The organism is Paenibacillus sp. FSL E2-0177, from assembly GCF_037992975.1.
GTDB classification, from domain to species: Bacteria; Bacillota; Bacilli; order Paenibacillales; family Paenibacillaceae; genus Paenibacillus_AQ; species Paenibacillus_AQ odorifer.
Genome location: NZ_CP150307.1, coordinates 4,967,891 through 4,993,886, shown reverse-complemented (window position 1 = coordinate 4,993,886; position 25,996 = coordinate 4,967,891). Strand labels below are relative to the sequence as shown.

At 45.8% G+C, this 25,996-nt stretch carries 31 protein-coding genes; 27 read left to right on the top strand and 4 right to left on the bottom strand.

Annotated elements, in window-relative coordinates; genetic code table 11:
* Position 1 precedes the first annotated feature (1 nt).
* The 3 genes from MHI25_RS22430 to MHI25_RS22420 all read left to right on the top strand — a co-directional run bounded on the left by MHI25_RS22430 (position 2) and on the right by MHI25_RS22420 (position 2,772).
* Entirely contained in the window at positions 2 to 751 is a 750-nt protein-coding gene (locus tag MHI25_RS22430; protein ID WP_036682888.1) for a metal ABC transporter ATP-binding protein, read from the top strand.
* Positions 752 to 1,118: 367 nt separating this feature from the next.
* Positions 1,119 to 1,922, top strand: a complete 804-nt coding sequence (locus tag MHI25_RS22425) for a metal ABC transporter permease (RefSeq protein ID WP_036682884.1) — start codon at positions 1,119 to 1,121, stop codon at positions 1,920 to 1,922.
* A gap of 136 nt (positions 1,923 to 2,058) precedes the next feature.
* Entirely contained in the window at positions 2,059 to 2,772 is a 714-nt protein-coding gene (locus MHI25_RS22420) for a cytochrome c biogenesis protein CcdA (RefSeq protein WP_076129637.1), read from the top strand.
* Here the strand turns inward: MHI25_RS22420 and splB are convergent.
* Positions 2,769 to 3,845 carry a spore photoproduct lyase gene (gene splB, locus MHI25_RS22415; RefSeq protein ID WP_076184169.1) on the bottom strand — a complete coding sequence of 359 codons (1,077 nt, stop codon included), beginning with the start codon at positions 3,843 to 3,845 and terminating at the stop codon, positions 2,769 to 2,771. The two genes, MHI25_RS22420 and splB, sit on opposite strands and share 4 nt — an antisense overlap.
* 193 nt (positions 3,846 to 4,038) lie before the next feature.
* Between splB and mntR the strand changes: the two genes are divergently transcribed.
* From mntR to MHI25_RS22400, 3 genes are all read left to right on the top strand, one after another.
* A complete protein-coding gene (gene mntR, locus MHI25_RS22410; RefSeq protein ID WP_036682880.1) occupies positions 4,039 to 4,464 on the top strand; it encodes a transcriptional regulator MntR in 426 nt (141 codons plus the stop codon).
* A gap of 262 nt (positions 4,465 to 4,726) precedes the next feature.
* The gene (locus MHI25_RS22405; RefSeq protein ID WP_340394331.1) at positions 4,727 to 6,409 is read left to right on the top strand and encodes a family 10 glycosylhydrolase; all 1,683 of its coding nucleotides are present in this window, start codon (positions 4,727 to 4,729) and stop codon (positions 6,407 to 6,409) included.
* 88 nt (positions 6,410 to 6,497) lie between these two features.
* Positions 6,498 to 7,427, top strand: coding sequence for a patatin-like phospholipase family protein (locus tag MHI25_RS22400; protein ID WP_076193098.1), 930 nt, complete (start codon positions 6,498 to 6,500; stop codon positions 7,425 to 7,427).
* Positions 7,428 to 7,514: 87 nt separating this feature from the next.
* Here the strand turns inward: MHI25_RS22400 and MHI25_RS22395 are convergent, their stop codons facing one another.
* Both MHI25_RS22395 and MHI25_RS22390 read right to left on the bottom strand, forming a co-directional pair.
* On the bottom strand, positions 7,515 to 7,853 hold the full coding sequence (locus MHI25_RS22395; RefSeq protein ID WP_036682871.1) for a hypothetical protein: 339 nt from the start codon (positions 7,851 to 7,853) through the stop codon (positions 7,515 to 7,517).
* A gap of 7 nt (positions 7,854 to 7,860) precedes the next feature.
* Positions 7,861 to 8,859 (bottom strand): DUF1385 domain-containing protein, encoded by a 999-nt coding sequence (locus MHI25_RS22390; RefSeq protein WP_036682868.1) that lies wholly within the window; start codon positions 8,857 to 8,859, stop codon positions 7,861 to 7,863.
* A 156-nt stretch (positions 8,860 to 9,015) separates the two neighbouring features.
* Here MHI25_RS22390 and MHI25_RS22385 point away from each other — a divergent pair, with 156 nt between their 5' ends.
* From MHI25_RS22385 to MHI25_RS22365, 5 genes are all read left to right on the top strand, one after another.
* Positions 9,016 to 9,507, top strand: coding sequence for a YqhR family membrane protein (locus MHI25_RS22385; RefSeq protein ID WP_036682865.1), 492 nt, complete (start codon positions 9,016 to 9,018; stop codon positions 9,505 to 9,507).
* Positions 9,508 to 9,581: 74 nt separating this feature from the next.
* A complete protein-coding gene (locus tag MHI25_RS22380) occupies positions 9,582 to 10,652 on the top strand; it encodes a Xaa-Pro peptidase family protein (RefSeq protein WP_036682862.1) in 1,071 nt (356 codons plus the stop codon).
* A 46-nt stretch (positions 10,653 to 10,698) separates the two neighbouring features.
* Complete coding sequence (gene efp / locus MHI25_RS22375; RefSeq protein ID WP_038572538.1) at positions 10,699 to 11,256, top strand: elongation factor P; 558 nt, start codon at positions 10,699 to 10,701, stop codon at positions 11,254 to 11,256.
* Positions 11,257 to 11,403: 147 nt separating this feature from the next.
* The gene (locus tag MHI25_RS22370) at positions 11,404 to 11,952 is read left to right on the top strand and encodes a dihydrofolate reductase family protein (RefSeq protein WP_076129642.1); all 549 of its coding nucleotides are present in this window, start codon (positions 11,404 to 11,406) and stop codon (positions 11,950 to 11,952) included.
* A 193-nt stretch (positions 11,953 to 12,145) separates the two neighbouring features.
* Positions 12,146 to 13,399 (top strand): aspartate kinase, encoded by a 1,254-nt coding sequence (locus MHI25_RS22365; RefSeq protein WP_036682855.1) that lies wholly within the window; start codon positions 12,146 to 12,148, stop codon positions 13,397 to 13,399.
* A gap of 135 nt (positions 13,400 to 13,534) precedes the next feature.
* Here MHI25_RS22365 and MHI25_RS22360 read toward each other — a convergent pair whose 3' ends face one another.
* A complete protein-coding gene (locus MHI25_RS22360) occupies positions 13,535 to 14,401 on the bottom strand; it encodes a YitT family protein (protein WP_081382367.1) in 867 nt (288 codons plus the stop codon).
* A 323-nt stretch (positions 14,402 to 14,724) separates the two neighbouring features.
* Here MHI25_RS22360 and MHI25_RS22355 point away from each other — a divergent pair, with 323 nt between their 5' ends.
* From MHI25_RS22355 to folD, 16 genes are all read left to right on the top strand, one after another.
* Positions 14,725 to 14,967, top strand: a complete 243-nt coding sequence (locus tag MHI25_RS22355) for a YqhV family protein (protein ID WP_036683194.1) — start codon at positions 14,725 to 14,727, stop codon at positions 14,965 to 14,967.
* A gap of 82 nt (positions 14,968 to 15,049) precedes the next feature.
* Positions 15,050 to 16,051, top strand: coding sequence for a stage III sporulation protein AA (spoIIIAA, locus tag MHI25_RS22350; RefSeq protein ID WP_076220015.1), 1,002 nt, complete (start codon positions 15,050 to 15,052; stop codon positions 16,049 to 16,051).
* A complete protein-coding gene (gene spoIIIAB, locus MHI25_RS22345) occupies positions 16,044 to 16,562 on the top strand; it encodes a stage III sporulation protein SpoIIIAB (protein WP_076104383.1) in 519 nt (172 codons plus the stop codon). Before spoIIIAA ends, spoIIIAB begins: the two co-directional genes overlap by 8 nt.
* A gap of 13 nt (positions 16,563 to 16,575) precedes the next feature.
* Entirely contained in the window at positions 16,576 to 16,779 is a 204-nt protein-coding gene (gene spoIIIAC, locus MHI25_RS22340; RefSeq protein WP_036682849.1) for a stage III sporulation protein AC, read from the top strand.
* 7 nt (positions 16,780 to 16,786) lie between these two features.
* Entirely contained in the window at positions 16,787 to 17,176 is a 390-nt protein-coding gene (gene spoIIIAD, locus MHI25_RS22335; protein ID WP_036682847.1) for a stage III sporulation protein AD, read from the top strand.
* Between the two features lie 44 nt (positions 17,177 to 17,220).
* Positions 17,221 to 18,453 carry a stage III sporulation protein AE gene (gene spoIIIAE, locus MHI25_RS22330; protein WP_036682845.1) on the top strand — a complete coding sequence of 411 codons (1,233 nt, stop codon included), beginning with the start codon at positions 17,221 to 17,223 and terminating at the stop codon, positions 18,451 to 18,453.
* Positions 18,454 to 18,480: 27 nt separating this feature from the next.
* Positions 18,481 to 19,257, top strand: a complete 777-nt coding sequence (gene spoIIIAF, locus MHI25_RS22325) for a stage III sporulation protein AF (protein WP_340394328.1) — start codon at positions 18,481 to 18,483, stop codon at positions 19,255 to 19,257.
* A gap of 43 nt (positions 19,258 to 19,300) precedes the next feature.
* Complete coding sequence (spoIIIAG, locus tag MHI25_RS22320; RefSeq protein WP_175617305.1) at positions 19,301 to 19,945, top strand: stage III sporulation protein AG; 645 nt, start codon at positions 19,301 to 19,303, stop codon at positions 19,943 to 19,945.
* A gap of 67 nt (positions 19,946 to 20,012) precedes the next feature.
* Positions 20,013 to 20,930 carry a SpoIIIAH-like family protein gene (locus MHI25_RS22315; protein WP_036682837.1) on the top strand — a complete coding sequence of 306 codons (918 nt, stop codon included), beginning with the start codon at positions 20,013 to 20,015 and terminating at the stop codon, positions 20,928 to 20,930.
* A 147-nt stretch (positions 20,931 to 21,077) separates the two neighbouring features.
* Positions 21,078 to 21,587, top strand: coding sequence for an acetyl-CoA carboxylase biotin carboxyl carrier protein (gene accB / locus MHI25_RS22310; protein ID WP_076098642.1), 510 nt, complete (start codon positions 21,078 to 21,080; stop codon positions 21,585 to 21,587).
* 54 nt (positions 21,588 to 21,641) lie between these two features.
* Positions 21,642 to 22,985: an acetyl-CoA carboxylase biotin carboxylase subunit gene (gene accC, locus MHI25_RS22305; RefSeq protein WP_076129648.1), complete on the top strand. Its 1,344-nt coding sequence runs from the start codon at positions 21,642 to 21,644 to the stop codon at positions 22,983 to 22,985.
* A 115-nt stretch (positions 22,986 to 23,100) separates the two neighbouring features.
* Entirely contained in the window at positions 23,101 to 23,517 is a 417-nt protein-coding gene (locus MHI25_RS22300) for an Asp23/Gls24 family envelope stress response protein (RefSeq protein ID WP_076129649.1), read from the top strand.
* A 74-nt stretch (positions 23,518 to 23,591) separates the two neighbouring features.
* The gene (gene amaP, locus MHI25_RS22295) at positions 23,592 to 24,131 is read left to right on the top strand and encodes an alkaline shock response membrane anchor protein AmaP (RefSeq protein ID WP_036682827.1); all 540 of its coding nucleotides are present in this window, start codon (positions 23,592 to 23,594) and stop codon (positions 24,129 to 24,131) included.
* Between the two features lie 15 nt (positions 24,132 to 24,146).
* On the top strand, positions 24,147 to 24,380 hold the full coding sequence (locus MHI25_RS22290; RefSeq protein ID WP_036682825.1) for a DUF2273 domain-containing protein: 234 nt from the start codon (positions 24,147 to 24,149) through the stop codon (positions 24,378 to 24,380).
* 258 nt (positions 24,381 to 24,638) lie between these two features.
* Complete coding sequence (gene nusB, locus MHI25_RS22285) at positions 24,639 to 25,091, top strand: transcription antitermination factor NusB (protein ID WP_340394323.1); 453 nt, start codon at positions 24,639 to 24,641, stop codon at positions 25,089 to 25,091.
* Positions 25,092 to 25,133: 42 nt separating this feature from the next.
* Positions 25,134 to 25,991 (top strand): bifunctional methylenetetrahydrofolate dehydrogenase/methenyltetrahydrofolate cyclohydrolase FolD, encoded by an 858-nt coding sequence (gene folD, locus MHI25_RS22280; RefSeq protein WP_036682821.1) that lies wholly within the window; start codon positions 25,134 to 25,136, stop codon positions 25,989 to 25,991.
* Positions 25,992 to 25,996: the final 5 nt, after the last annotated feature.

The window sequence follows — 25,996 nt, the reverse complement described above, 5'->3', positions numbered from 1 at the left end:
CATGCAATCGGTATCCTTGGACTGCCATCAGCATATCATCGATATACAGGATCTTTCTTTTTCATATGGGGAACAGAAGGTGATATCGAATCTTAACTATAGTGTAAGAGAACGAGATTTCCTTGGTATCATTGGTTCTAATGGTGCTGGTAAAACAACATTGATGAAAATGATCGTAGGCTTGCTTCCAGCGAGCTCTGGTGAAATTAAATTATTCGGAACGCCTGTCCGCAAGTTTAAAGACTGGGAACGGATCGGGTATGTTCCGCAAAAGAATGCCTTCAACCCATTGTTTCCAGCAACGGTGCGTGAAGTAGTTCTGTCAGGTCTATATAATAACAAGAATCTGATCCGCAGAGTATCTAAGGCTCAGCATCGTCAATGTGAGGATGCACTTGAAGTCATGCGGATACAAGATATCGCGGAGAAAAGAGTAGGCCAGTTGTCAGGCGGTCAGCAGCAGCGTGTTTTTCTGGCTCGGGCGCTGATTAACCATCCTGACCTGCTGATTTTGGACGAACCTACGGTGGGTATTGATGCCGAATCACAAGCGGGATTCTTTGAATTAATTACCCATATGCATGCTCATCATCATATGACCTTCCTGATGGTGTCGCATGATATCGACATGATCAAAAATTATTTAGGTCATGAGCCCGTGCAGACGAATGGTAAAATCAACTTTTACTCCCGCCACTCACATGATCTCCAGAATTGCACAGAAGAGAATCTGCAGCACACGCTCTCTTAAGTCATAATCAAACTCTGAGCAGAGGTGCTCTGTTCTCAGTGCATACATAACTTGCGTGTGGAAGTTAGTCAGTAGACAGGGTTTTTACTAGGAGTATTTCGACCTTGTTCCTATTTCTTGTTTTCTCGTATCTAAGCACCGCCAGTCTGCAAGCGTGTCCCTTTAGGGACGAAAGCGATCTTTCCCCGACCTAACTATGTTCAGTAACACTAACTCCTACGCTAGTTGCACTTAACGGGTGTCCAGAGGGCAGAGCCCTTGGGGCCCTCCCTTGGAAGGGAGGGTTTGGGAGGGATCGAAAAAGGTTTGAAAAAGGTTTTTAATGTTCGAATGGTTCGAAAAGGTTCCGAAAGAAGGAGAGTTTAAGTTGGAAATACTATTTAGCGATTTTTTTCAGCGGGCGCTTGCGGGCGGACTGCTGATTGGTATAACAGCGCCGCTTATAGGCGTTTTTCTTGTGCTTAGACGATTATCCATGATCGGAGATACGCTGGCTCATGTTACTATAGCGGGGGTGGCACTCGGTTTTCTAACAGGATTTTATCCGCTGGGCGCAGGCCTTATCTTTGCAGTGGTAGCGTCCTTCGCGATTGAAAAGCTTCGCAAGGCTTATAAGAGTTATGCGGAGCTGTCGATTGCCATTATAATGTCAGGCGGAGTGGCGTTGGCTTCACTCTTTTTCACCTTAGGAAAAGGGTATAATGCGGACGTAATGAGTTATTTGTTCGGCAGCATTTATACGCTCGATAATACCGATTTGATCGTTGTAGGCATAGTGACTATAGCTGTTGTAGTGGTAGTTTCGATGTTCTTTAAAGAGTTCTTTTTGCTTAGCTTTGAAGAGGATGCAGCAAGTGTAAGTGGGCTTCCGGTGAAACTGCTTAACATGCTGATCACCATTCTGACAGCACTTGTGATTAGCACAGCCATCAAGATCGTAGGCTCGCTGTTGGTATCTGCTTTGTTGACTATTCCGGTCGCAATCAGCTTATTGCTATCCCGTAGCTTTAAATCCTCGGTCATCCTGGCGGTTATTATTTCGGAGATTGCCGTTGTAGGCGGACTAGTGGTAGCTGGAGTCTGGAATTTGGCTCCCGGTGCAACTATTGTGCTTTTGCTCATATCATTATTGGTATTAACCTTGATCGGTAAAAAGGGATTGCCAGCATAAACAGCGAATTAAGTAATCGGTATCACATTAGGCAAGCATAAACGCCTTCGGTGTCCTTGTAAGGACGATAAGCGAAAAAAAGGAGCCATAAACAGCTCCATGAAGTGACTCGAATGCCGGAAGGAGAGCCGCTATTTTGTCTAATATCAATGCAGGAATTGCTTTAGCCGCAGGGGTGGCATCGTTTATATCGCCATGCTGTTTACCGCTGTACCCCTCTTATTTATCGTACATTACCGGGTTATCCGTTCAACAATTAAAATCAGGCAGCAACTCTAAAGAGGTTCGTGTACGCACCCTAACTCATACATTGGCATTTATATTAGGTTTTTCTGCAGTTTTTTACACACTTGGTTTTGGGGCTGGGTTATTCGGGCAATTCTTTAATGGCCAGCGTGATCTGATCCGGCAATTGTCGGCGATTCTAATTATTGTAATGGGTTTGTTTTTGCTTGGGATTTTTCAGCCGCAGTTTTTACTTCGTGAACGTAAGCTTGATTTAAAATGGAAACCGGCGGGTTATGTGGGCTCCTTTATTTTCGGAATTGGTTTTTCTGCGGGTTGGTCACCCTGTATCGGGCCGATTTTGACGGCAATTATTGCTCTTTCGGCAAGCGACCCAGGCACTTGGTTTACATTGATTACCGCGTATAGCATCGGATTTGCTTTGCCATTTTTTCTTTTAGCCTTTTTCCTAGGCGGAGTGAAGCGTATCCTCAAGTATTCGAATCTGCTGATGAAGATTGGCGGCGTCCTTATGGTATTTATGGGTATTTTGCTGTTCACGGATCAAATGTTCCGGATCACAGTGTGGCTACAAGGAATAACGCCGGATTGGCTGATTTTTTAGGTGAAGTAATCAATACCTGCTTCCGGAAAATGCTCGAAAATCCGCTCTGTGATAAATTCTCGCAGGGCGGTTTGCTGTTCATCCGGATAGACATATTTGTTCTGTCCCCAGCGGCCCCATTTCTTTTTGCGTTTCTCCATGTCCATTTCTAGTTTAGATTTCGGGTAACGTTTCTCAATTACAGTCTTGGCTGTTTTGGTGAATCGGTGCTGAATCATTTCAAAGGTTAGACCTTTTCCGATTTCCGGCGGAAGGGTCTTGGCTAATTTGGCCAGCAGCTCCGCATAGCCTTCCTGCCAGCCGTCATACCAAATAATTGGGGCAATGATGAAGCCCAGTGGATAGCCGGCGCGGGCAACCTTTCCAGCCGCTTCAATTCGCTCTTCAAACCGCGAGGTAGCAGGCTCGAAATTTTTGATCACATAGTCAGCATTCACGCTAAAACGAATTCTGGTATGTCCGTTATGCTGCAAATCGAGTAGGGGTTCAACATGTTGGTATTTGGTCACAAAGCGCAGGCGGCCAAGGGGCTCCGCTGCCATGAATGTGATGAGTTCTGACAGAGACCCGGTAATATGCTCCAGTCCTAACGGATCTGAGGTGCAGGCTGCTTCAAAAGTCGTGATTTCAGGGCTGCGCTCCTCGATATATTTTTTGGCGGCGTCAATGATGTCATCGGTGTTTACATATACACGAATGTAAGGCTTTGCCCCTAAAGTAGTCTGCAAATAACAATAATGGCAGTGGCCCATGCAGCCAGTTGCGATCGGAATTGCATAATCTGCGGAGGGTTTGGATTGGTCAAACTTTAAGGTTTTGCGCAGGCCGACTACAAGTGTTCTTTTGGCAATTTTATATTGCTCGACCTCTGTGTCACCCGGGAAATTCATTATACGGTTATGCGATGTAGTCATGCGATAGGGAATATTGTTAGCCTTCACCCATTCCATGATTCGTTCACCTTTCGGGTAATTTAAAGCATCCGGCTCGAAGAAAACAAGCTCGGGAACAAAAAGGGCTGTAGCTTTTCTGGTTCTCTTTACGGGAGGGGTCTCAGGTGTCACTATAGTCATGAATTCACGCTCCTTCTGAAAGATGAGTAAGTTTATTATGCCTAACTGAGTCTCATTAGAAGCATGGCAATCATGGGTAACTCCTCCCCATGTTCTCTTGAAGGACTTGCCAAGGGGCGTTAGAAACATGTATCATTGTTAGAGCAAGGTTTGGCTCGGCGCCAGGTTCATTATAGAAAAGAGGTAAATTTTAATGCCAACACCCAGCATGGAGGATTATTTGGAGCGCATATATAAGCTCATTGATGAGAAAGGTTATGCGCGGGTCTCGGATATTGCCGAGGGACTGGAAGTACACCCCTCCTCTGTGACCAAGATGATCCAAAAACTGGATAAGGACGAATATCTCATCTATGAGAAATATCGTGGGCTTGTCCTAACCAACAAAGGGAAAAAAGTAGGGAAACGTCTTGTTGATCGTCATCAACTATTGGAAGAATTCCTCGGTTTGATCGGAGTACAGCAGGAATTTATCTATAATGATGTTGAAGGGATCGAGCACCACCTTAGTTGGGATTCGATTACACGTATCGAAACGTTGGTGGAATATTTCCGCCGCGATGAAGAACGTCTGCAGACTTTATATGCTATTCACAATGAACTGGCAAGCGATTCTTGAAATGTTTTTTCCCGAAACGGATACCGTCCTTAAAGTTATGCCCAGCAAGGCTTTGGTGAGCATAAACTACTTGATGGTATAGCCGTTTCTATTTTGTTTAGTGCAACCTTTCCCAGTTTTTAGCGTCAAAACGGATAAGTCCTTTTTCTGGCTGAGACTGATACCGCTCTTTTGAAGGGTGGAATCGGTACATCAACTTGGAGGATTGATCCGTTTTTTCTTTTTTTATAGGATACATATTATTTAGATTTGGGGAGGAATTATGAATTATCGTAAATGGATGTTGGGATTGCTAGTATTAGTATTGTTTCTGCCTTTATGGTCTCCTGGGGCACGTGCGGCAGCTGTGCAGATTACCATTGAACTGGATGGCGAGGCGCTGGCAAGCGATGTGCCGCCGTATATCACAGCTTCGAATGTAACGATGGTGCCAATTAGCGTCATTAGTAAAGGGTTGAATGCTGGAGTAGTTTGGAATCAAAGCAGTAAGACAGTAACAATCACGCAAGGAGATACAGAGATCAAGCTGACCAGTGGCCAGAAAAGTGCATTAGTTAATAATGCTTCTGTAGCCCTCGACACCTCAGTACAGATTAAGCAGGGACGGGTTATGGTGCCGCTTCGTTTTGTAAGTGAGCAATTGGGGTTACAGGTTATGTGGGATCAGGCTACCAAACATATTTCTTTGTACTCTAATACAGAGCCGCCGCAGGCTGCTGATCCGGGAACACCAGCAGTACCTACAGCGACTCCAGTCGTTACGCCGACCCCAACCCCTACAGCGACTCCAAAACCGACCTCGCCAACAGTTCCAAGTATTCCTGGTGCGTCGGCTAACAAGGAGATGAAGGGAGCCTGGATCTCTACAGTATTTAATCTGGACTGGCCTTCAGTAGCTTCTGCAGGTAACGAAGCGAAACAAAAACAAGAATTTGATAATCTGCTGGACAAGCTAAAAGCTGTTGGTTTTAATGCTGTTTTTGTACAGGTTAGAACCTCAGCAGACAGCCTGTACCCTTCTGTTCTAGTTCCTTGGTCTAAGGTGCTGACCGGCACACAAGGAAAAAATCCGGGTTATGACCCGTTGAGCTATATGGTCAGCGCTGCACATTCACGCGGTATGCAGTTCCATGCATGGTTCAACCCATTCCGCGCGACAACGGATGCTTCTACATCCGCATTAGCAAGTAATCATGTGGCTAAGTCAAATCCGGAATGGATTGTAGACGCAGGAGGTAAAAAATACATCAATCCAGGGATCCCAGCAGCCCGCCAGCACATTATCGATACAGTGTTGGAGGTCGTCAAAGGCTATGATGTAGATGGTGTCCATTTGGATGATTATTTCTATCCTTCAGGTGTATCTTTTGCCGATGATACTGCTTATAAGACTTATAACACGAAGAACCTGTCTTCTAAGGCGGATTGGCGCCGCGATAATATTAATGAATTCGTCCGTCAATTGGGAGAACAGATTCATAAGGTGAAACCGAAGGTTTCTTATGGAATTAGTCCGTTTGGTGTATGGCGTAATATCAAAAAAGACAGCACAGGTTCGGATACCACAGCTGGAGTTACCGCTTATGACGATATGTACGCCGATGTTCGGACATGGATCAAGCAAGGCTGGATTGACTATGTCGCACCGCAAATTTATTGGAGTCTGTCCTTTAGTACTGCCCGTTACGATAAGCTAGTAGATTGGTGGGTTAAAGAGGTAGAGAATACGAATGTTAAGCTCTATATTGGACAAGCTGCTTATAAGGTTGGAGCAAGTGACCAGAAAGCAGAATGGCAAAGTGGCGACCAAATCATCAACCAGCTTAAGTATAATGAGAAATATAAAGAGGTTGCAGGCAGTATTATGTTCAGAGCAAATGACATTGTTGTCCGCAATCCGTTTGGATTATCAAATTTGCTGACCTTTTATTTTCAGTCCAAATAAGATAACTGTTCTAGATAAGGAGTCATGAATGCTCCCCCGTGCTCATAGATAAGCAATAGAATCTATGGGAAACGGGGGGTTTTTGTGTATGGAGATTAACGCTGTGTTTGAAGGAGGGGGAGTAAAAGGGATTTCTCTCGCTGGAGCAGTTGAAGCCACGGAAAGGGCGGGGCGAACCTTTAAAAAGGTCGCTGGAACCTCCTCAGGCGCAATTGTAGCGACTTTACTGGCTGCGGGTTATGAAGGTGAGGAAATGAGTCGGATGATCCAAGGAACTTCTTTTTCATCGTTTATGAAGCGAGCTCCCATCTATAATACGGCTTGGGTAGGTCCTGCACTGCGAGTGTTATTGAAGAAGGGATTGTATTCGGGTGAAGCCTTGGAATCGTGGATGAGATCGCTTTTGCTAAAAAAGGGAATTATCACTTTTCGTGATCTGCCTCCAGGCAAACTATCTATAATTGCTTCCGACATTACCAATGGCCGGATATTGGTCTTACCAGATGGGTTGGAACAGTATGGAATCTCTCCTGAACATTTTGAGGTGGCTAAGGCTGTGCGCATGAGCTGCAGTATTCCTTATTTTTTTGATCCAGTGATGCTCAGGTTAAATGGACAATCTGCTAGAGGGAAGTCTTTTATTGAGCAATTTGTATACGTTGTGGATGGAGGGTTATTAAGCAATTTTCCTTTATGGCTATTTGACGGGATGAATGAGAATAGTAAAGTGCCGGGGAGAAGAATCCCTACGGTAGGGTATCAAACAGTAGGTAAAACCGACCCGCAGCCCCACAGGATTAGGGGACCGTTCAGTATGCTGCAAGCTATGGTAAGCACCATGTTGTCTGCTCATGATGAGAAATATATTGAAGATGATAAATATGTCCGCACGGTAACCATCCCAACGCTTGGTATAGGCACGACGCAATTTAATATTACGAAGATGCAAAGCGACGAATTGTATGCCGCCGGACTGAAGGCAGGGGAAGACTTCTTTAAGGAGTGGCGCCCCAGATAACAAGCAAGCTTTATAATATCAGAAAAAAAGCATCCCACACGTTATTTTGAAACGTGGAGATGCTTTTTGGTGTTTGTTTTTATTTAGTTAATGGTACTTCGGAAGCTGATCATCGTTTTTCCCTTTATTTCCTTCGATGACTTGGAAGGGATAACTTTTACGTTTGCCTGGTGCTGCTTGTGTCTTGCGAATCCCAGCAACCTTGGTCATGGTTTTCTGCGAAGGTTTGACTTTGATTCTAGATCCATTACTGCTGCGAGCGTATTTCCCTGGTCCCATTTTGTAAGCATAATAGATAATCGCTAACAGTACTAAGGGGAGAATCAGCTTCGACAGCGTATAGAAAGGCTCAGTCAAGACTCCAATCACAAAACCGAATATTGCAAGAATTACTGAAATCCAAAAAATTAAAGCATGCCTGATCATAGGACACTCATCCTTTCGCAGGATCCAATATGCCGCCTGACACACTTGCCTCCGTATATCCTCTGGCTTCAATCTCTGCATCAAGCTCACGCATACGATTGAAAGAGGCGATGGATACTTCTACCTGATCATCCTTTGGTTCTTTGGTAGTGAGCAGCTGCAGCCATAGTCCAGGGTATCCCAAGTATTTGAGACCTGGAATTTCTCTTACTGCGTTGGTACCCTTCAGAACCTCAAACGAAACACCGATTACGACAGGCAGCAGAATAATCCGTTGGATCACACGTTCCCAAAGATTATCCCAGGGGACTACGGAGTAAATAATAACGCCGAGGATAATCGTCAGCATCATAAAACTGCTTCCGCAGCGGTAATGCAGACGGCTGTATTTCTGAACGTTCTGGACAGTCAGCTCTTCGCCTGCTTCAAAGGCGCTGATGACTTTGTGTTCCGCACCGTGATACTGGAATAGCCGCTTGATCACAGGTGTTTGCGAAATCGCCCATAAATAGACCAGCAAGAGAACCATTTTAATGCCGCCTTCTATGAGGTTGTGCAGTACATAGTTATCAAATGCATTCTTGAATAAAAAATCTTCGACAAATACTGGTACAAGCGTAAAAATGAGCTTTCCGAATAAGAAGGAGAGAATACCCATTACAGCAACGCCAAAAATCATTCCGAGGCTCCAGCCTTCGTCCTTTTTCTTCGGCTTAGCTTTCTCTTTCGCCAGTTCTTCGGGTTCCAATTCATCTTCGGCATAGGATTCAGCCGAATAGTTCAAGTGCTTAGAGCCTTTGGCGCTGGCATCTATAATACTGACAAGGCCGCGAAGCAGCGGAATCTTGCGCAGTTTAGTGACCCAGCTCTTATCGCTTCTTGGCACCTCCAAAAATGTAATCTCCTGATTCTTTCGTCGCACGGCTGTTACATTAATATGCTTGCCGCCGAACATGACGCCTTCAATGACAGCTTGGCCGCCATAGCTGGGAGTTTCCTGGGACAACCAATTCACCTTCCCGTAATTAATATGATTTATATAATACATTGTAACTAATTTTTGAAGACATTACTAGTTGGATCGCCTTTTGCTGCACATACTACCTTATATGGACAAGGAGAGACAAATCGGTATTAAAAATACGGAAAGAGAGGCAATTCTATGAGCAAATCACATCAACAACAATCAGATCATACTAATATTTGGTTTTTTGCGCTCGAATTAGGTTTTTTCGCAGGTTTGATTTGGGGAGGGCTGCACTGGTTAATCTACTGGTTCAGCTTTACCAAGGTTAGTCCTGGTTATTTAGCAGAGCCGTTTTTTAAACATACTTTTCTGACAACAATGTATGGACATCTCGTGGGTTATTTGTTTTTCATCTTATTTTCAGTGATAGCCTCACTGCTATACGTGCTTATTCTGCGCAAGCTGAAGGGACCTTGGCCAGGATTGGTTTATGGTGTTTTGTGGTGGGTAGTTATATTTATTCCCGGCTCGCAAATGTTTCTTATGCAGCCGCCTTTTAAGCTGCCGTGGAACACTGTGATTAGTGAGTTCTGCCTTTTTTTACTTTGGGGGATGTTCATTGGATACACAGCGGCGATTGAGTATACCGACGAACGAAAGCGTGAGCAAGCGACTGCACTTGCCTAACGGCTCGAAAAAACTTCTCAAGGGGATATCCCTATGTTAAAATACAATGTGGCTATTTCGAGAGGAGAATGAAAATGGGTAACGAGCGCGTCTCCAAGCTGCGTAAGGTTTTGCAGGATAAAGGATTGGAAGCAATGTTGATAACCAGCGGTTATAACCGCCGCTATTTAAGTGGATTTACCGGATCGTCCGGTTATGTATTGGTGACAAGCGATGATTGTTATCTGCTAACTGACTTCAGGTACATGACACAGGCTGCGGATCAAGCGGTAGGAGTTAAGGTTGTAGAGCATGGTCCTAAATTTATTGATACAGTACGCGAGTTGCTGCCAACAGGCAGTGAGGTACGTGTTGGTTTCGAACAGGATGATGTCTCATTCAGCGCTTATACCTCATATGCGGAAGCCCTTAAGCCGGCAGTGTTAGTTCCAGTTTCCAAAGCCGTGGAAGACCTCCGTATGTTCAAGGATGCTGAAGAGCTTGCTGTTATGCAACGTGCAGCTGATCTGGCTGATGCTACATTCAATCATATTCTGAATGTGATCAAACCAGGCATGACTGAAAGAGACGTCGATTTGGAAATGGAATTCTATATGCGTACCCACGGGGCAACTGCGTCATCGTTTGATACGATTGTTGCTTCAGGTGAACGTTCGTCCATGCCGCATGGCGTAGCAAGCAGCCGTGTAATTCAAGGTAATGAATTTATTACGCTTGATTTCGGCGCATTACTCGATGGATACTGCTCAGATGTGACTCGTACCATTGCACTCGGAGCTCCAGATCCGAAGCTGAAAGAAATCTATGATATTGTGCTGGAAGCTCAGCTACATACGTTGGCACATATCAAACCGGGTATGACTGGACGGGAATGTGATGCACTGGCACGTGATATCATCGCTAGCTACGGATATGGTGATCAATTTGGACATAGCACGGGTCATGGACTTGGAATGGAAGTTCATGAATGGCCGCGTTTGTCCAAGCTGAGTGACGATATCATGCAGCCGGGAATGGTCGTTACTGTAGAACCAGGTATCTATTTGCCGGGGATTGGCGGAGTACGTATTGAAGACGATATTGTGATCACCGAGAGCGGAATATCGCTGCTGACCCATTCGTCCAAAGAATATACAGTACTGTAAGTAAGAAAAGTAGTAGTTTAATTATCGAATTCAGGAGGGATTTTTAGTGATTTCAGTAAACGATTTTAAGACAGGCTTGACCGTAGAGGTGGACGGTGATATTTTTACCGTTCTTGATTTCCAGCACGTTAAACCAGGTAAAGGTGCAGCGTTCGTTCGCTCTAAGCTGAAAAACCTGCGCAATGGTAACACTGTTGAGCGTACTTTCCGTGCTGGTGAAACTATTGGCCGTGCTATTATTGAGAACCGTGGCGTGCAATATTTGTATGCAAGCGGATCGGAGCATGCTTTCATGGACAACGAAACTTATGACCAATTCGAATTGTCCAGCAAGCAGCTTGAATGGGAATTGAACTTCCTTAAAGAGAACATGACTGTAAACATCATCAGTTACCAAGGTGAAATCCTTGGGATTAACCTGCCTACCAGCGTAGAGCTGAAGGTTGTTGAAACTGAGCCAGGTGTGAAGGGTAATACTGCTCAAGGCGCTACTAAATCGGCCAAGCTTGAAACAGGTCATTCTGTACAAGTTCCTCTGTTCATCAATGAAGGAGATGTGCTGCTTATTGATACTCGCGAAGGTAAATATATCTCCCGCGCGTAGGAAGCATCATACTTGCCAAACTTATAACCAATCAGCCTCCCCCGTTATTACGGTGGGGGGTTTTTGGTATATAAACGAGGATGCATGAGGAACAGTATGGGTGTGGAATGTTATACTTACGAATTAAAGGATTAGAAGGAGACGCATATGAGAAAATTAATTATATCTGAGTTCATATCCCTTGATGGTGTTATGGAAAATCCACAATGGACCTTCTCATTCGGAAGTGAAGAACAGGAGCATTTCAAGTTTGCTGAACTGAAAGCTGCTGACGCTCTAATGTTAGGACGGACAACCTACGAAGGTTTTGCAGAGGCTTGGCCAAATATGGTTGAGCAGACAGGTGAGTACGGTGAAATGATGAATGGATACGCCAAGTACGTAGTCTCCACAACTCTCGAACAAACAACATGGAGCAATTCAAGCTTGATCAAGGGCGATCTTGCTCAGGAGGTGTCCAAGCTGAAGGAGCAGCCGGGGAGAGATATTCTCGTTTTTGGCAGTCGTACGCTTGCGCAGAGCCTGATGCAGCTTGGCCTTGTCGATGAATATCAGCTTCTGGTCTTCCCGATTCTGCTGGGTAGCGGTCAGCGCCTGTTCGAAAACGTTGGTGAAGAGAAGACGTTGGAGCTAGTGGACTCCAAAAGATTCAGTTCTGGAGTGATGGCCTTGACTTATCGACCAGCTTCTCAATAAAAAACTGGAAGACGAGTGAAATGAGGTCAGCTAGTGTCTTGAAGCTGACCTTATCTTTTTGTTAGCTTCTGGAAAATCAATAATTTTTTAATGAAATCATTAACGCATTACGCTATTTTCGTATTATACTGGTTTAAAGCGGGAAACCGATTAGAAGCAACTACATAGACCGATATGGGGAGTGAGTGGGACTTTGTCACTTTATGTTATGAAATTCGGAGGCAGCTCCGTCGGCGACACAGAACGCATGCAACGTGTTGCCAAGCGCATCGCAGACAAGCAGGATGAGGGACATCGCTGCGTTGTAGTTGTATCTGCTATGGGGGATACAACAGATGATTTGATCGATACGGCGAAGCAATTAAACGGGCAGCCGCCTGCACGTGAAATGGATATGCTGATGACAACAGGAGAGCAGATTTCCGTTGCTCTTTTGTCCATAGCTCTTCATGGGATCGGGCGGAATGCAGTATCTTATACAGGATGGCAGGCCGGGTTCCGTACAGACGAAACCCACGGTAGAGCTCGTATCAATGATATTGATCCACACCGTGTAGTAGCGTCTTTGGAACGCGAACAGATCGTTATCGTTGCCGGTTTCCAAGGGATGACTTTGGATGGTGAGATCACTACCCTGGGCCGCGGAGGATCGGACACGACAGCTGTAGCCCTTGCGGCTGCTATTCAAGCAGATGTATGTGAGATTTATACCGACGTTGATGGTATCTATTCTACAGATCCACGCATTGTGAAAACAGCCCGCAAGCTGAACGAAATCTCATACGATGAGATGCTAGAGCTTGCCAATCTGGGAGCGGCGGTACTACATCCGCGTGCAGTGGAGTATGCTAAGCGTCATCAAGTTAAGCTGGTCGTTAGATCGAGCTTTAATCATAATGAAGGTACTGTTGTGAAGGAGGAAGCAAGCATGGAGCAAGGAGTCGTAGTTAGTGGGATTGCTTATGATAAGAATGTAGCACGTGTCAGTATTCTAGGAGTACCTGATGTACCGGGTGTACTTGCTCAAGTCTTCGGCAAGCTGGCTGAAGAAGGCGTAAACGTTGATATCATAGTACAAAGTGGTGTGCAGAATGAGCAGGCTGACTTCTCATTTACAGTTTCACTTGATGAACTGGATCGTGCGAAGGAAGTCATTAAAGAAATCCATAAAACTTTACCTTACCGTGAAGTAACGTCCGAGGATAACCTTGTGAAGGTTTCTATTGTTGGTGCGGGTATGGTTAGCCATCCTGGTGTTGCCGCTCAAATGTTTGATGTACTCTCCCAAGAGGGCGTAAGCATTAAGATGGTCAGCACGTCAGAAATTAAGGTTTCTTGTGTAATCGAATCCGGTAATTTGCCATCGATCATTCAGGCGCTTCACACCGCTTATAATCTGGATACAACTGAGCAGGCCTTTGTTGGTGGTCCTAAGGATCGTCGTTAAGAGCCGTTCAATCAATAAAAAGGGAGATCCTACAGCTATTTAGCTACGGGGTCTCCTTTTTGGGCATCCCGCTATAAATGAAAAGGAACGCTGCAGGTTTGAATGCAGCGTTCCTTTTTACATCTATATGGGTATTTATCCTAAACGTCTAAATCGGCCTAGAATTTCAACAGTCTCGAGTACATTGACGAAAGAGCTTGGATCCGTCTCAAGGATAGTCTTACGCAGCTCTGAAAGCTCATAGCGGGTCGTTACGGTCATCAGCATTGTATTGCCCTCGTGACTGTAGCCGCCCTCTGCGTTGACTACTGTGATGCCATGAGGCAGCTCTCTAAGACGATTCAGCATTTTATCCCGTTCCTTGGTAACAATGAAGCAGGTTAGCTTAACATGACGAATATGAATCATATCAACCACTCTGCTTTTCACAAAAATACAGAGCATAGCGTATAAGGCTGAGTCCCAGCTTTTAAAGAAGCCTAAACTCAGAATAACGATCCCATCCATTACGAAGAGTACATTCCCAATAGGAATATCCCGCTTACGTGTAATAATCGAGCCTAATATATCAAATCCTCCAGATGAACCCCCGGCACGGAGAGAAAATCCAACCCCGCCAGCAATAATTACGCCGCCAAAAATACTAGCCAAAATCGGGTCTTTGGTCACTTTCACCGCAGGAATAATTGTCATGAACCAGGTGGTAGCTAAAACGGAAAGCATGCTTAGTAAGATGTACTTTTTCCCCACTGCAATAAATCCCCAGATCAGAACAGGAAGGTTTATCGCAAAATAAATGATTGAGATGTACTTCGGATTAGTTACATACCCGATGACTGAAGCCACCCCTGCTACCCCGCCGCTTAGCAGTTGATGAGGAATTAGAAATAATCTCATCCCTGCGGCGACTAAAAAAGCTGAAAAAATAATGATTGCCGCTTCTCTTACTGGTCTGACTACGGACCGCATGCTGAGCGGTAGCCCGTAATTTCGTACGTGCATGACACAAATCCCCTCTTTTTCTTATGTCTTTTTAGTTTGCCTTTTTTTGAAAATATAAACTCACTATATTTCCAATTAAAAAGGATACCACAGATGAAGGCGTTCGTAAAAATTATTTTATCGTACTGATTATATTTATTTATGAACCCACTCACTATGAATTCTTTCACAGTCTGATCTGCAAATCTGTCATTTCTCATTGTCTAAAGTGAAAAAGCCACGCATATCCATGAATAATAGAAAGCTAAACAAGCCTCAGATCTCTTTTGGTATGAATGAATTAGTAAAAGGAGTGGAGTAGATTGGACAAGTATGTAAGCTGGATGGCGACTCTGCGGTTGTTCTCGGGCAGTGCAGAGATTATAGCTGCGCTGATAATGCTCAGATTAAATCAGGTCGATAAGGCGCTGGCTGTCAATTCTGGACTGGCTTTGGTAGGCCCGACCATATTGATATTGACGACAGCTATTGGACTGACTGGGATGGCACAGCAGCTGTCGTGGAGCAAATTAGGCTGGGTGGGCTGCGGTGTAGCCTTTCTCTTAATCGGGATTTTGAAAAAATGATAGATGATAGGCATATTAGGCGCGTACAAGCATAAATATGGAATAAAGCAATTAAGTAGAGGACAGCTTGGGGGTACTTTGTATGGCAGATGATTGGCTGCAATTGTTTCCTGAAAAAGTAAGAGCGCTGTTAAAGTGCCTTCCCCTTCCGCTGCTAGGAATGGTGGAGGAGATTCGTGTCCGTGAAGGTCGTCCGCTGGAAATTAACTACTCTGGTAAATATCACTTTCTAAGAGTGAATGGCAGTTTGACGCAGAGGCCTGAAGAAGCTTACAAGCCGGATCGGGAAGACACTCATCGACTGCTAGACCTGATCAGCAACCATTCGCTATATACGATGGAAGAAGAGCTGAGAAAAGGATTTATTACGATTCCCGGCGGTCATCGGATAGGACTTGCTGGTCGGACAGTACTGAGTGGCGGAGGTGTAGAGCATCTTCGTGATATCACTGGCTTTAATGTCCGTATTGCTCGTGAGGTACCTGGAATCGCAGATGGAGTGCTGCCTTATTTACTGGACAAGGGGCGGCAGCGAATGATGCACACCTTGATTCTCTCCCCTCCACAACATGGCAAGACTACCCTACTCCGCGATCTTGCAAGACAAATCTCCTTAGGGGAATTGGGCAAGCGCGAAGGGATTAGACCGGGGCTGAAGGTGGGGATTGTTGACGAACGGTCTGAAATTGCTGGCAGCCGGCGTGGTGTTCCCGCCTTTGACGTGGGTCCTCGGACAGACGTTCTTGATGGGTGTCCCAAGGCAGAAGGCATGATGATGATGATCCGGTCGCTATCGCCAGAGGTATTAATCGCGGATGAGATTGGGCGTCCTGAAGATGCCGAAGCAGTTACCGAGGCACTGCATGCCGGAATATCTGTCATTGCTTCCGCTCACGGAAAAGATGTAACAGAGTTGGCTCGTAGGCCGGGTCTTGGAGGACTGCTGGAACAAAAGATGTTCGAGAGATATGTCATACTCCATCGTTCAGAAGCAGGCCTCACGTTTCGTATTCTGGATGGCCAGAAAAGAGGAATGCTGCTTATCTCTCCCGGGGATCGACTAGGTGGTGATTTGCATGCTTAAGCTGTTCGGTGCTGTGCTCATTGTGGTGGCTGGTACGCTTGCAGGTCTCCAGTTTGCTCGTCAATATGCAGACAGGCCCAGACATATCAGAGGTTTAATAGCAGCACTACAGCGGTTGGAAACAGAGATCATGTACGGCTTCACCCCACTGCCGGAAGCTATGCGGCGGATTGGGAATCAGTCGAAGGACCCGCTGAAATCGTTGTTTGTCAAAACAGCGGAGGAGATGAGTCCTCCCTATGACAGAAGCGCCCAGGATGCCATCCAGCGGGCGATGGAAGCATATTGGAAGTCTACCGCTATGAAGGGGACAGAAAGAGAGATTCTTCGCCAGCTCAGCTGTACTCTCGGCACAAGCGATAGGTCGAATCAGAGCACTCATATCGCGTTAGCATTGCAGCAATTGAAGCAGGAGGAGTCGGTGGCCAGAGAGGATCAAGGCAAATATGAAAAGTTAAGTAAAAGCCTGGGTCTGCTGCTTGGAGTACTGATCGTCATTTTGATCTTTTAGCGAGGTGCCAGGAATGAATATTGAAGTCAATGCGATTTTTCAAATTGCCGGCATTGGCATAATTATCGCCATGATCCACACGGTGCTCAAACAGATGGGAAAAGAGGATTTCGCACATTGGGTCACCGTGATTGGGTTCGTAGTCGTGCTGTTCATGGTGATTCGGATGCTGGACGGGTTGCTGCAGGAAATAAAAACGATCTTTCTTTTTCAATAGGCGTGCTATGGAGATTATTCAAGTTGTTGGGATTGGGCTGATATCGACCATATTGATTCTCGTACTGAAGGAACAAAAACCGATGTTCGCCTTCCTTCTTGCTACTACAACAGGAATTCTAATTTTTATGTTTCTCATCGGCAAGATCGGAATGATCCTCTCTACACTAGAGCGGGTGGCTGAGTCATCGGGGATGGAAATGATTTATTTGAAGACTGTTTTCAAAATCATCGGCATTTCCTATATCGCGGAGTTCGGTGCACAAATTGTACGAGATGCCGGTCAGGAATCGATTGCTTCCAAAATAGAACTCGCCGGCAAAGTGCTAATTATGGTACTAGCCGTACCCATCATCAGCATCATTATCGAAACCGTCATGAAACTACTGCCTGCTTAAAGCAATCGTAAAGAGAGCTGAGCAACGAATCGGGAGGAGAAATTATGCAAGAGCGCAGTGTTTTCCGTCCTCCAAAACTAAAAATAATACTGCTGCTGCTTCCATTCTTTTTCATTCTATGGTTTGCAGGTACAGCTCAGAGTGTGCAAGCTTCCTCAACACCAGAATCCGGCAGTTCCTCCCCGGTAGACCAGTGGGTCAAGAGCCAGGTGAATAATTTGCCAAAAGATAAAGTCGAGTCGTACTGGGATCAGCTGATGAAGGATTATGGTGGTTTTTTCCCGGACGGGGCCACACCCACGCTAATGGACATGCTGCTTCCAGGAGATAAGGGGCTCAGCTTGAAGGGTGTGTTATCTGGGCTTCTAGGCTTTATGTGGCATGAGGTGCTGTACAACGGAAAGCTGCTCGTGACGATTGTGATGATCAGTGTGCTCAGCATGATTCTGGAGACGCTGCAAACCGCTTTTGAGCGAAAAACGGTCAGTAAGGTCGCTTATACGCTCTGTTATATGGTGGTGCTGGTAATTGCCGTGAACAGCTTCAATATCGCTATTGGTTATGCAAAGGATGCTATCGATCGGATGATCGATTTCATGATGGCGATGATTCCACTGCTGTTCGCGCTGCTGGCTTCGATGGGGAATATCGTTACGGTCTCCGTCACCCATCCGTTAATTGTTTTTATGATTCATACGGTTGGCACCATGATCCACACCCTTGTTTTTCCGCTTCTTTTCTTCTCGGCAGTGCTGCATCTGGTCAGCGCATTGTCAGAGAAATATAAACTAACCCAGCTGGCTAACCTGCTACGAAACATCGGTGCTGGACTGTTAGGTGTACTGCTAACTGTGTTTCTAGGTGTAATTTCCGTTCGAGGGATAACAAGCTCAGTAACGGATGGGGTCACCATTAGGGCCGCTAAATATATTACAGGGAATTTTGTTCCGGTCATCGGCAAAATGTTCGCGGATGCCACAGACACAGTAATCTCAGCTTCACTGCTGGTGAAGAATGCGATCGGGTTATCGGGTGTCATTATCATATTGTTCCTGTGTGCTTTTCCGGCAATCAAAATCCTGGTGCTTGCCCTTATCTACAACATAGCCGCCGCTGTGATGCAGCCGCTGGGAGAGACACCGATTGTAGTCTGTCTCCAGACGATTGGAAAAAGCATGGTGTACGTATTCGCTGCTTTGGCTGCTGTTTCCTTAATGTTTTTTATGGCGGTTACGATCATGCTGACTGCGGGCAATTTGACCGTAATGATGAGGTGAAGCAACAAAACCTTTAGGAGGGAAACCATGAGCTGGTTAGGCGGTTGGCTGCGGGAGATCATCCTGGTTGTGCTGTTGGCGTCATTTGTTGAATTGCTGCTCCCAAGCAAATCCATGGAGCGTTATGCAAGATTGGTGCTAAGTCTCCTAATCCTGCTCACGATGCTCAGCCCTATCGTCTCTCTCCTGAAAGGTGATGCAATCTCCGAACTGAGTGTCGCTATGGGACAGCAAGAGAAAGAGGGCGGTTTGTTCACTGGCGGAGGGAAGGGAGACCCATCCTTGGAACAGATTCTGGCAGATGGGCAAAAGCTTGCACAAGGCCGTCAGGAACAGAGTCTGCAGCTCGCTGCCGAAGAGGTGGCGGGTCAGATGAAAGAGCAGATTATCAGTGAGACCGGCAAACGCGGGGTTAATGTCACCGTAACGCTGGGCATGGGGAAGTCTGGCGGCACTGGTAACGAAGACGTTCCTGTCATTTCCAATGTAAGGGTCTCTATGCCTCAGACAACGGCTAACTCCCCGGGTACTTCCGGAGCTTCCAGCACAGCGACTACAGCACCCATTACAATCTCTCCTGTAGCACCTGTAGAAGTTAAAATTGGCGCTAATCCGGCAGATAACGTAGGGAGTGAAGCAACATCATCAGCTGAACCTAATAAAGCAGTGAACGGAACTGTAGCTGAAGACAGCGCGTCCTCGAGTGAAATGGAGTCCATTGTAAAGCTGCTGGAACTGAAGTGGGATTTGGATCCCAAAGTCATTCAGGTGGATGGCAGCGTGGCTAGTAACGTCAAATCATGAGCTTGATGTTTCTAAGAAACTATAATTTTTAGGAGGGATGGGAGTGAGCAATTGGCTGAAAAAGCTTGAGCAGTGGGCTGGGGGTGGGGCCGGCAGTCCGAAGAGAAGCCATACCTTTCGCTGGCTGATCATTCTGGGTCTGCTGGGCGCAGCGATCATGCTATTCAATTCCTTCGTCAATGTGAAGAGGATTGATAACGAGAATACAGGGCGTGAGCCGCCGGTGAATCAGTCCTCTCAAACGGCGCTGGTGCAGAGTGATCCAACCACAACGACCAATTCGTTCGACAGCATCGAACTAGCGATGGAGAACCGGATGAAGGAAATTTTGGAGAAAATCGTTGGCGTCGGTACAGTCGATATCATGGTTACAGTGGAGTCTACAGAAGAAATTGTCGTGGTGCGTAATATGAATGACTCCCAACAGCTTAGTGAAGAGACGGATGCCAGTGGGGGGAAACGTCATACGACACAATATACGAGGGATGGCGAAATCGTAACCTACTCGCAATCAGGGGACGAGACACCCATTGTGACGAAGCGGATCAAACCTCAGGTACGCGGCGTACTGGTAGTTGCCAAAGGGGCAGAGAACAAGGTGGTTCGTGGACTCGTCGAGCAGGCTATAGAAAAAGGCTTGAATGTCCCGATCCAGCGCATTTCAGTAGTACCACGCAAACAAGAGTAGCAGGAGAAAGTCAATAAGTGAGTGCTTCCGAAGCAGCCACTAGATTAAATTTTAGGAGGAATTAGGAATGAACGGCAAAAGACAAACGATATGGTTGGTTTCTATGCTCAGCTTGATGGTGGTCCTCTCTGCATATTATTTATTCACTGAAGACTCAGGTGCTTCGATTCCAAAAGACACGGCTGGCACAATGCAGGTTGATTCCCTGAAAGACACAGCAGGTGCAGCGTTGCCAACGGTTGGTGACAAAGGTGTTGTTGTGAACGAAGTTGTTAGTCAAGGCGATGTTGTTGCCGATGAAGGCGTTGTAGATAGCACTACTGGCGCCGCTACTACGGACGACAGCGCTACTGCCGCCAAAACGGATGACAGTGCTGCTACCGCTAAAACGGATGATAGCACTACTACTGCTAAAACGGACGACAGTACAACTACAGCTGCTAAGGACGATAGCAGTAAAGCTGCCGCAAATAGCAGTGACTCAGAGAAGGCAACAACCGACACTGCTGCTAAAGATGCCGCCAAAACAGATACATCTGCTAAAGATACAGCCGCAAATACAACAACCAAGACTCCAGCCAAAAATGACAAAGAAATTCTCGATGAAGTAGCTTCTCAAAGTGTATCGGCGAGCAGTATGTTCACTAACTACCTTTATGAACGTGAGCAAAAGAATCTTAAGAACCAACAAGACTTGCTTGCTTTGATTAATGACATGGACAAAACACCTGCTGATAACGCAGTCGCTCAAGAACAACTTCTTAATCTTGAAGAAAAAGAATCCAAAATTACCGGTATCGAAGAACAGCTTCAACAAAAATATGGCGAAGCGATTGTAAAGGAAGAAGCTGGAGACAGCTATAAAGTAGTCGTTCTCAGCGACAAACTGGATGTAAAGCAAGCGGTCAGCATCGTGGATCTCGTAATGAAGGAACTGAGTGTATCTCAAGATAAAATTAGTGTACAATACGTTTCTGAGCAATAATAAGCTGTATAATTAAAAGAAAAATGACGAAAGAGCTCGGGTTGCCCCGGGCTCTTTCCATTTTTACCGATTGTGATATAATACATAAAGTTATCTTGTCCGCTTAAGAAGTGGCTTCGAGAGAAAGCTGAAGGAGTGAACTGATATATGTTCAAGTTGAGCGAAATTAAGGAATTGATTAAATTGCTGGACCAGACCTCCTCTGTACATGAGTTGGAGATCGAAAGCGAAGGAATGAAGCTTGCAATTCGCAAACCGGATCGCCCTGAAGCTGATGGAACAGCAGTACAGGCGACTCCTTATGCTGCCTATCCCTTTACGCCTGCCCCGCAGCCGCAGAGCGTACCGCAAGTATCCTATCCGGTAGTAGGTGAAGTTCCTCCAGCGCAGCAGCCACAAGCAGCTGCAGAAGGCAAACTACATAAAATTGTGTCTCCAATGGTGGGGACCTTTTATAGTGCCGCTTCTCCGGAAACGCCTTCGTTTGTTAATGTTGGAGACCGTGTAAGTGAAAAATCAACGGTTTGCATTATTGAGGCGATGAAACTGATGAATGAGCTGGAAGCGGAGATCAAAGGTGAAATCGTGTCTGTGCTTGCTGAGAACGGTCAGCTTGTAGAATACGGTCAACCACTATTCTTGGTTAAACCGGAATAAATACCGCAGACTACTTAAGGAGCGGAAGCTTCGCAAAACTTTGGGAGGAAACGCATGAACATTCAAAAAGTGTTGATTGCCAACCGCGGCGAAATCGCGGTCCGCATTATTAGGGCCTGCCGTGAGCTGGGCATTTCCACCGTCGCGGTCTATTCGGAACCCGACCGGGATTCACTGCATGTCCGGTTGGCTGATGAAGCTTACTGCATCGGTCCGATGCCGGCCAAGGACAGCTATCTGAACTTTACAAATATTATGAGTGTAGCCACCTTAACGGAATGTGATGCCATCCATCCTGGCTATGGATTTTTAGCTGAAAATGCGGATTTTGCAGAGATTTGTGAATCTTGCAATATTATCTTCATAGGACCTTCTCCAGATGCCATAAACCGTATGGGTGATAAGGCTGTGGCGAAGGAAACCATGAAACTGGCTGGAGTTCCGATTATCCCGGGCTCAGATGGTCTTGTAGGCGATGTAGAGGAAGCTGTCATGCTGGGCCGCGATATTGGGTACCCAATCATCGTTAAGGCGACTGCAGGTGGCGGAGGTAAGGGAATACGGATTGCTGAGGACGAGGAATCTTTAGTGAAGCAGATTACTGCTGCACAACAGGAAGCACAAAAGGCGTTTGGTAACGCTGGTGTATATCTGGAGAAATTCCTAACAGGCATGAAGCATGTGGAGATTCAGATTATTGCAGATAAACATGGCAATGTAGTGCATTTAGGTGAACGGGACTGCTCCGTGCAGCGTCGTCGCCAAAAGCTGATTGAAGAGGCACCTTGTTCAGTGCTCACACCGGAAATTCGGGAAGCGATGGGTAATGCAGCAGTTCGAGCAGCACTTGCCGTGAATTATTCGGGAGCCGGAACACTTGAATTCCTGCTTGGACCGGATGGACAGTTCTACTTCATGGAGATGAATACCCGTATTCAGGTTGAACATCCAGTAACAGAAATGGTTACAGGTGTGGATTTGATTAAGGAAATGATCTCTGTAGCAGAAGGCAATCCGTTGTCATTCACTCAGGAAGATATCGTGATTAATGGCTGGTCCATTGAATGCCGTATAAATGCTGAAGATCCTGAGCGTAATTTCATGCCTTCACCAGGAAAAATCGGCTTTTATTTGCCACCAGGAGGCCTTGGCGTTCGTGTAGATAGTGCGGCGTACCCAGGATATACGATTTCCCCTTTCTATGATTCTATGATTGCAAAACTGATTGTCTGGGCTCCTACACGTCAGGAAGCGGTTGCGAAGATGAAGCGCGCCTTGGCTGAATTCGCCGTGGAAGGCATTCATACCACCATCCCTTTCCATCAGAAACTGTTGGAGCATCCTGTATTTTTGGATGGTAACTTTGACATTAAGTTTCTTGAAGAGTATGAAATTTAGGACGACTTCGGTTTGTTTGTCATAAAGTTCGTCAAATGATATAGTATGTTTAATAAGAGACGTGCTTTACGCTTGAAATCATGAACAATCTTTCTTGAAAGGTGTGAAGTCTAAAATGAGTACATTGCCGACAGAATACGAACGGACGGAAATCGGTGAAATCCAGATTGCTCCTGAAGTAATCGAGGTTATTGCAGGTCTGGCGACCGTTGAGGTTAAAGGTGTAGCAGGTATGAGCGGCGGATTCGCCGGTGGTATTGTTGAACTTCTTGGACGTAAGAATCTGTCCAAAGGAGTTAAAGTAGAGGTTGGACAACGTGAAGCTGCGGTGGATGTTTCTGTAATTATTGAATATGGCAATCGCCTTCCTGAAGTGGCTGCTGAAATTCAACGTAATGTTAAGCGCTCCATCGAGACTATGACTGGTCTGACTGTTGTGGAAGTGAATGTGCATATTCATGATGTGCAATTCAAGAACAACAACACTGTAGACAAGAACGAAGAAACTGAAACGATTCTTCGTGTGAAATAGCAGTCATCGTTCTTCCATAAACCCCCGACAGCAAAGTCGAGGGTTTACTCTAATTTAAGGAGGTTATGAGACTCGTGGCAAAAATTTTGGACAGACTTTTGCTGTTTGTCTACAGCTTAAGTATCGGAATACTATCTGTTATTGCCATCCTCCTCTTAAGCGGTGCGATTCCTAGAACTTTGGAGATTGAGAATGGACCAGCAGCTTATATTACAGCAATAATAGTAGCAGTTGTCTTGTTCCTTCTGAGCATCCGATTTTTCTACATCTCTCTGCGCCGTGATCGCGCTTCATTGCCTTCGGTCGATCAGCGTACAGAGTATGGGGATATCCAGATTTCAATGGAAACTATTGAGAATCTGAGTCTTAAGGCTGCCGGTAAAGTGAAGGGAATCAGAGATCTCAAGTCACGTATTCGTGTCTCGCAGGCTGGCCTTGAAATTACAATTCGTGCAGTAGTGGACGGTGAGCATTCATTACCGTTGCTTACGACAGAAGTACAACGTCAGGTGCATGATTTTGTGCAGGAGACAACCGGCATTCCGGTTGCTGATGTGTCTGTATATATTGCTAACCTCACGCAGTCTCCAAGCTTCAAAAGTCGAGTGGAATAGAGGTGAGTTTCCCTTATGTCTTGGAAAGAAGTATGGGAAAGTCACGGGGGTAGAATCGCCGGAGTGACTTTCGGCATTGGTCTGGGTTTGATTTATTTAATTTGCGGTTTTTGGGATATGCTGTTCTTTGCACTGGTAGTGTTCATCGGATATACGCTCGGCAAAAGAAAGGATACCGCGCAAGCGCCCCTGTTTCAATGGCAGGAGTTGGTTTCGCGATTATCCGGACGCTGGCGTCCCTTTAAGTGAACCGCGATAGTCTTTTTCCCGGAGCAGGAAACCGTAAGTTTGTGTTGTCCGTTGCCCCCGGAAGAAAGGCTTTGCGGTTTTTTTGCGACAAGGGATCGGTATATTTGCGAGCTTCCTCTGAAGGTATCTTCGCTTTGTGCAATAATCCTCACAGGAATAGGGAAAGAATGAATAAGTGTGAAAGCGATATTTGGGTCGTAGACGTTGATGCAGTACAAGTGAATATTTTAATGCGATATAAGATTTTAGGAGGAACACATGAAAAGACGTATAGCTAGAGAGATTATTGTCCAAAGCCTGTATCAGATGGAAATGAACGATGTGGAAAGCGCGGAAGCTGTAGAAATGCTGCTCGAGGAAGCTTCAGAAGAGAATGAAACCGAACGTGTAATCACGGACGAGATTCAGCTTAAACACTATGTGGTAGAGCATGTGAATGGGGTATGGGAGCACAAGGTAGCGATCGACGATATACTTGAACATTACCTGAAGGGCTGGCAAATGAGCCGTCTGTCACGTGTGGATCGTCAGATTCTACGTTTAGCAGCGTATGAAATGGTGTTCGCCAATGATGTGCCTGCGAAGGTTGCGGTGAATGAAGCGATCGATTTGGCCAAGCATTTTGGAACGGATGATTCCGGGAAGTTTGTTAACGGAGTACTCGGCAAGATGATCCAAGAGATAGATAGTATTAAAGCTGACCATTCTTAATTTATAAACCATAGTAAAGTATATAAAAGGGGAGAGACTAACATGACAGCAGCAATCATCAGTGGTAAACAAGTATCCGAGGAAATTCGTATTAGCATTGCCCAAGAGGTTGCTGAACTGGCGAAACGCGGCGTAAAGCCCGGTTTGGCTGTTATTCTAGTAGGTGAAGACCCGGGATCTCAGGTTTATGTTCGCAATAAGGAGAAATCTTGTATCAGCTTAGGATTCCATTCGGAAGTGCATAAATTGGATGAATCCACTTCTCAAGAAGAACTTCTGGCACTGGTAGCAGAGCTAAACGGACGCGATGATATCGACGGAATTCTGGTTCAACTCCCATTGCCTAAGCATATCGAGGAGAAGGCTGTTATTGATGCAATCTCTGTGGAAAAGGATGTAGACGGCTTTCACCCTGTCAATGTAGGCAACCTGGTCATCGGTGCCGACAGTCTTCTTCCATGTACTCCTGCAGGAGTAATCGAACTGATCAAACGTACAGGAACAGGTATGGCAGGTAAACATGCCGTTGTAATTGGTCGTAGCAATATTGTAGGAAAGCCAGTTTCCCTCTTGTTGCAACGCGAAAATGCTACCGTAACTATGTGCCATTCCCGTACAGCTAATATGCAAGAGATTAGCCGTCAAGCGGATATTTTGGTTGTAGCGATCGGACGAGCTAATTTCATTGATGCTTCCTATGTGAAGCCGGGTGCTGTTGTCATCGATGTGGGCATGAACCGTCTGGATAACGGTAAACTCGCAGGTGATGTTGATTATGAAAGTGCAAAAGAAGTTGCCGGATACATCACGCCTGTTCCAGGCGGGGTTGGTCCGATGACTATTACAATGCTGATGAGCAACACGCTGATTGCGGCTAAACGCCGTCACGGCCTGGAATAGGGGTA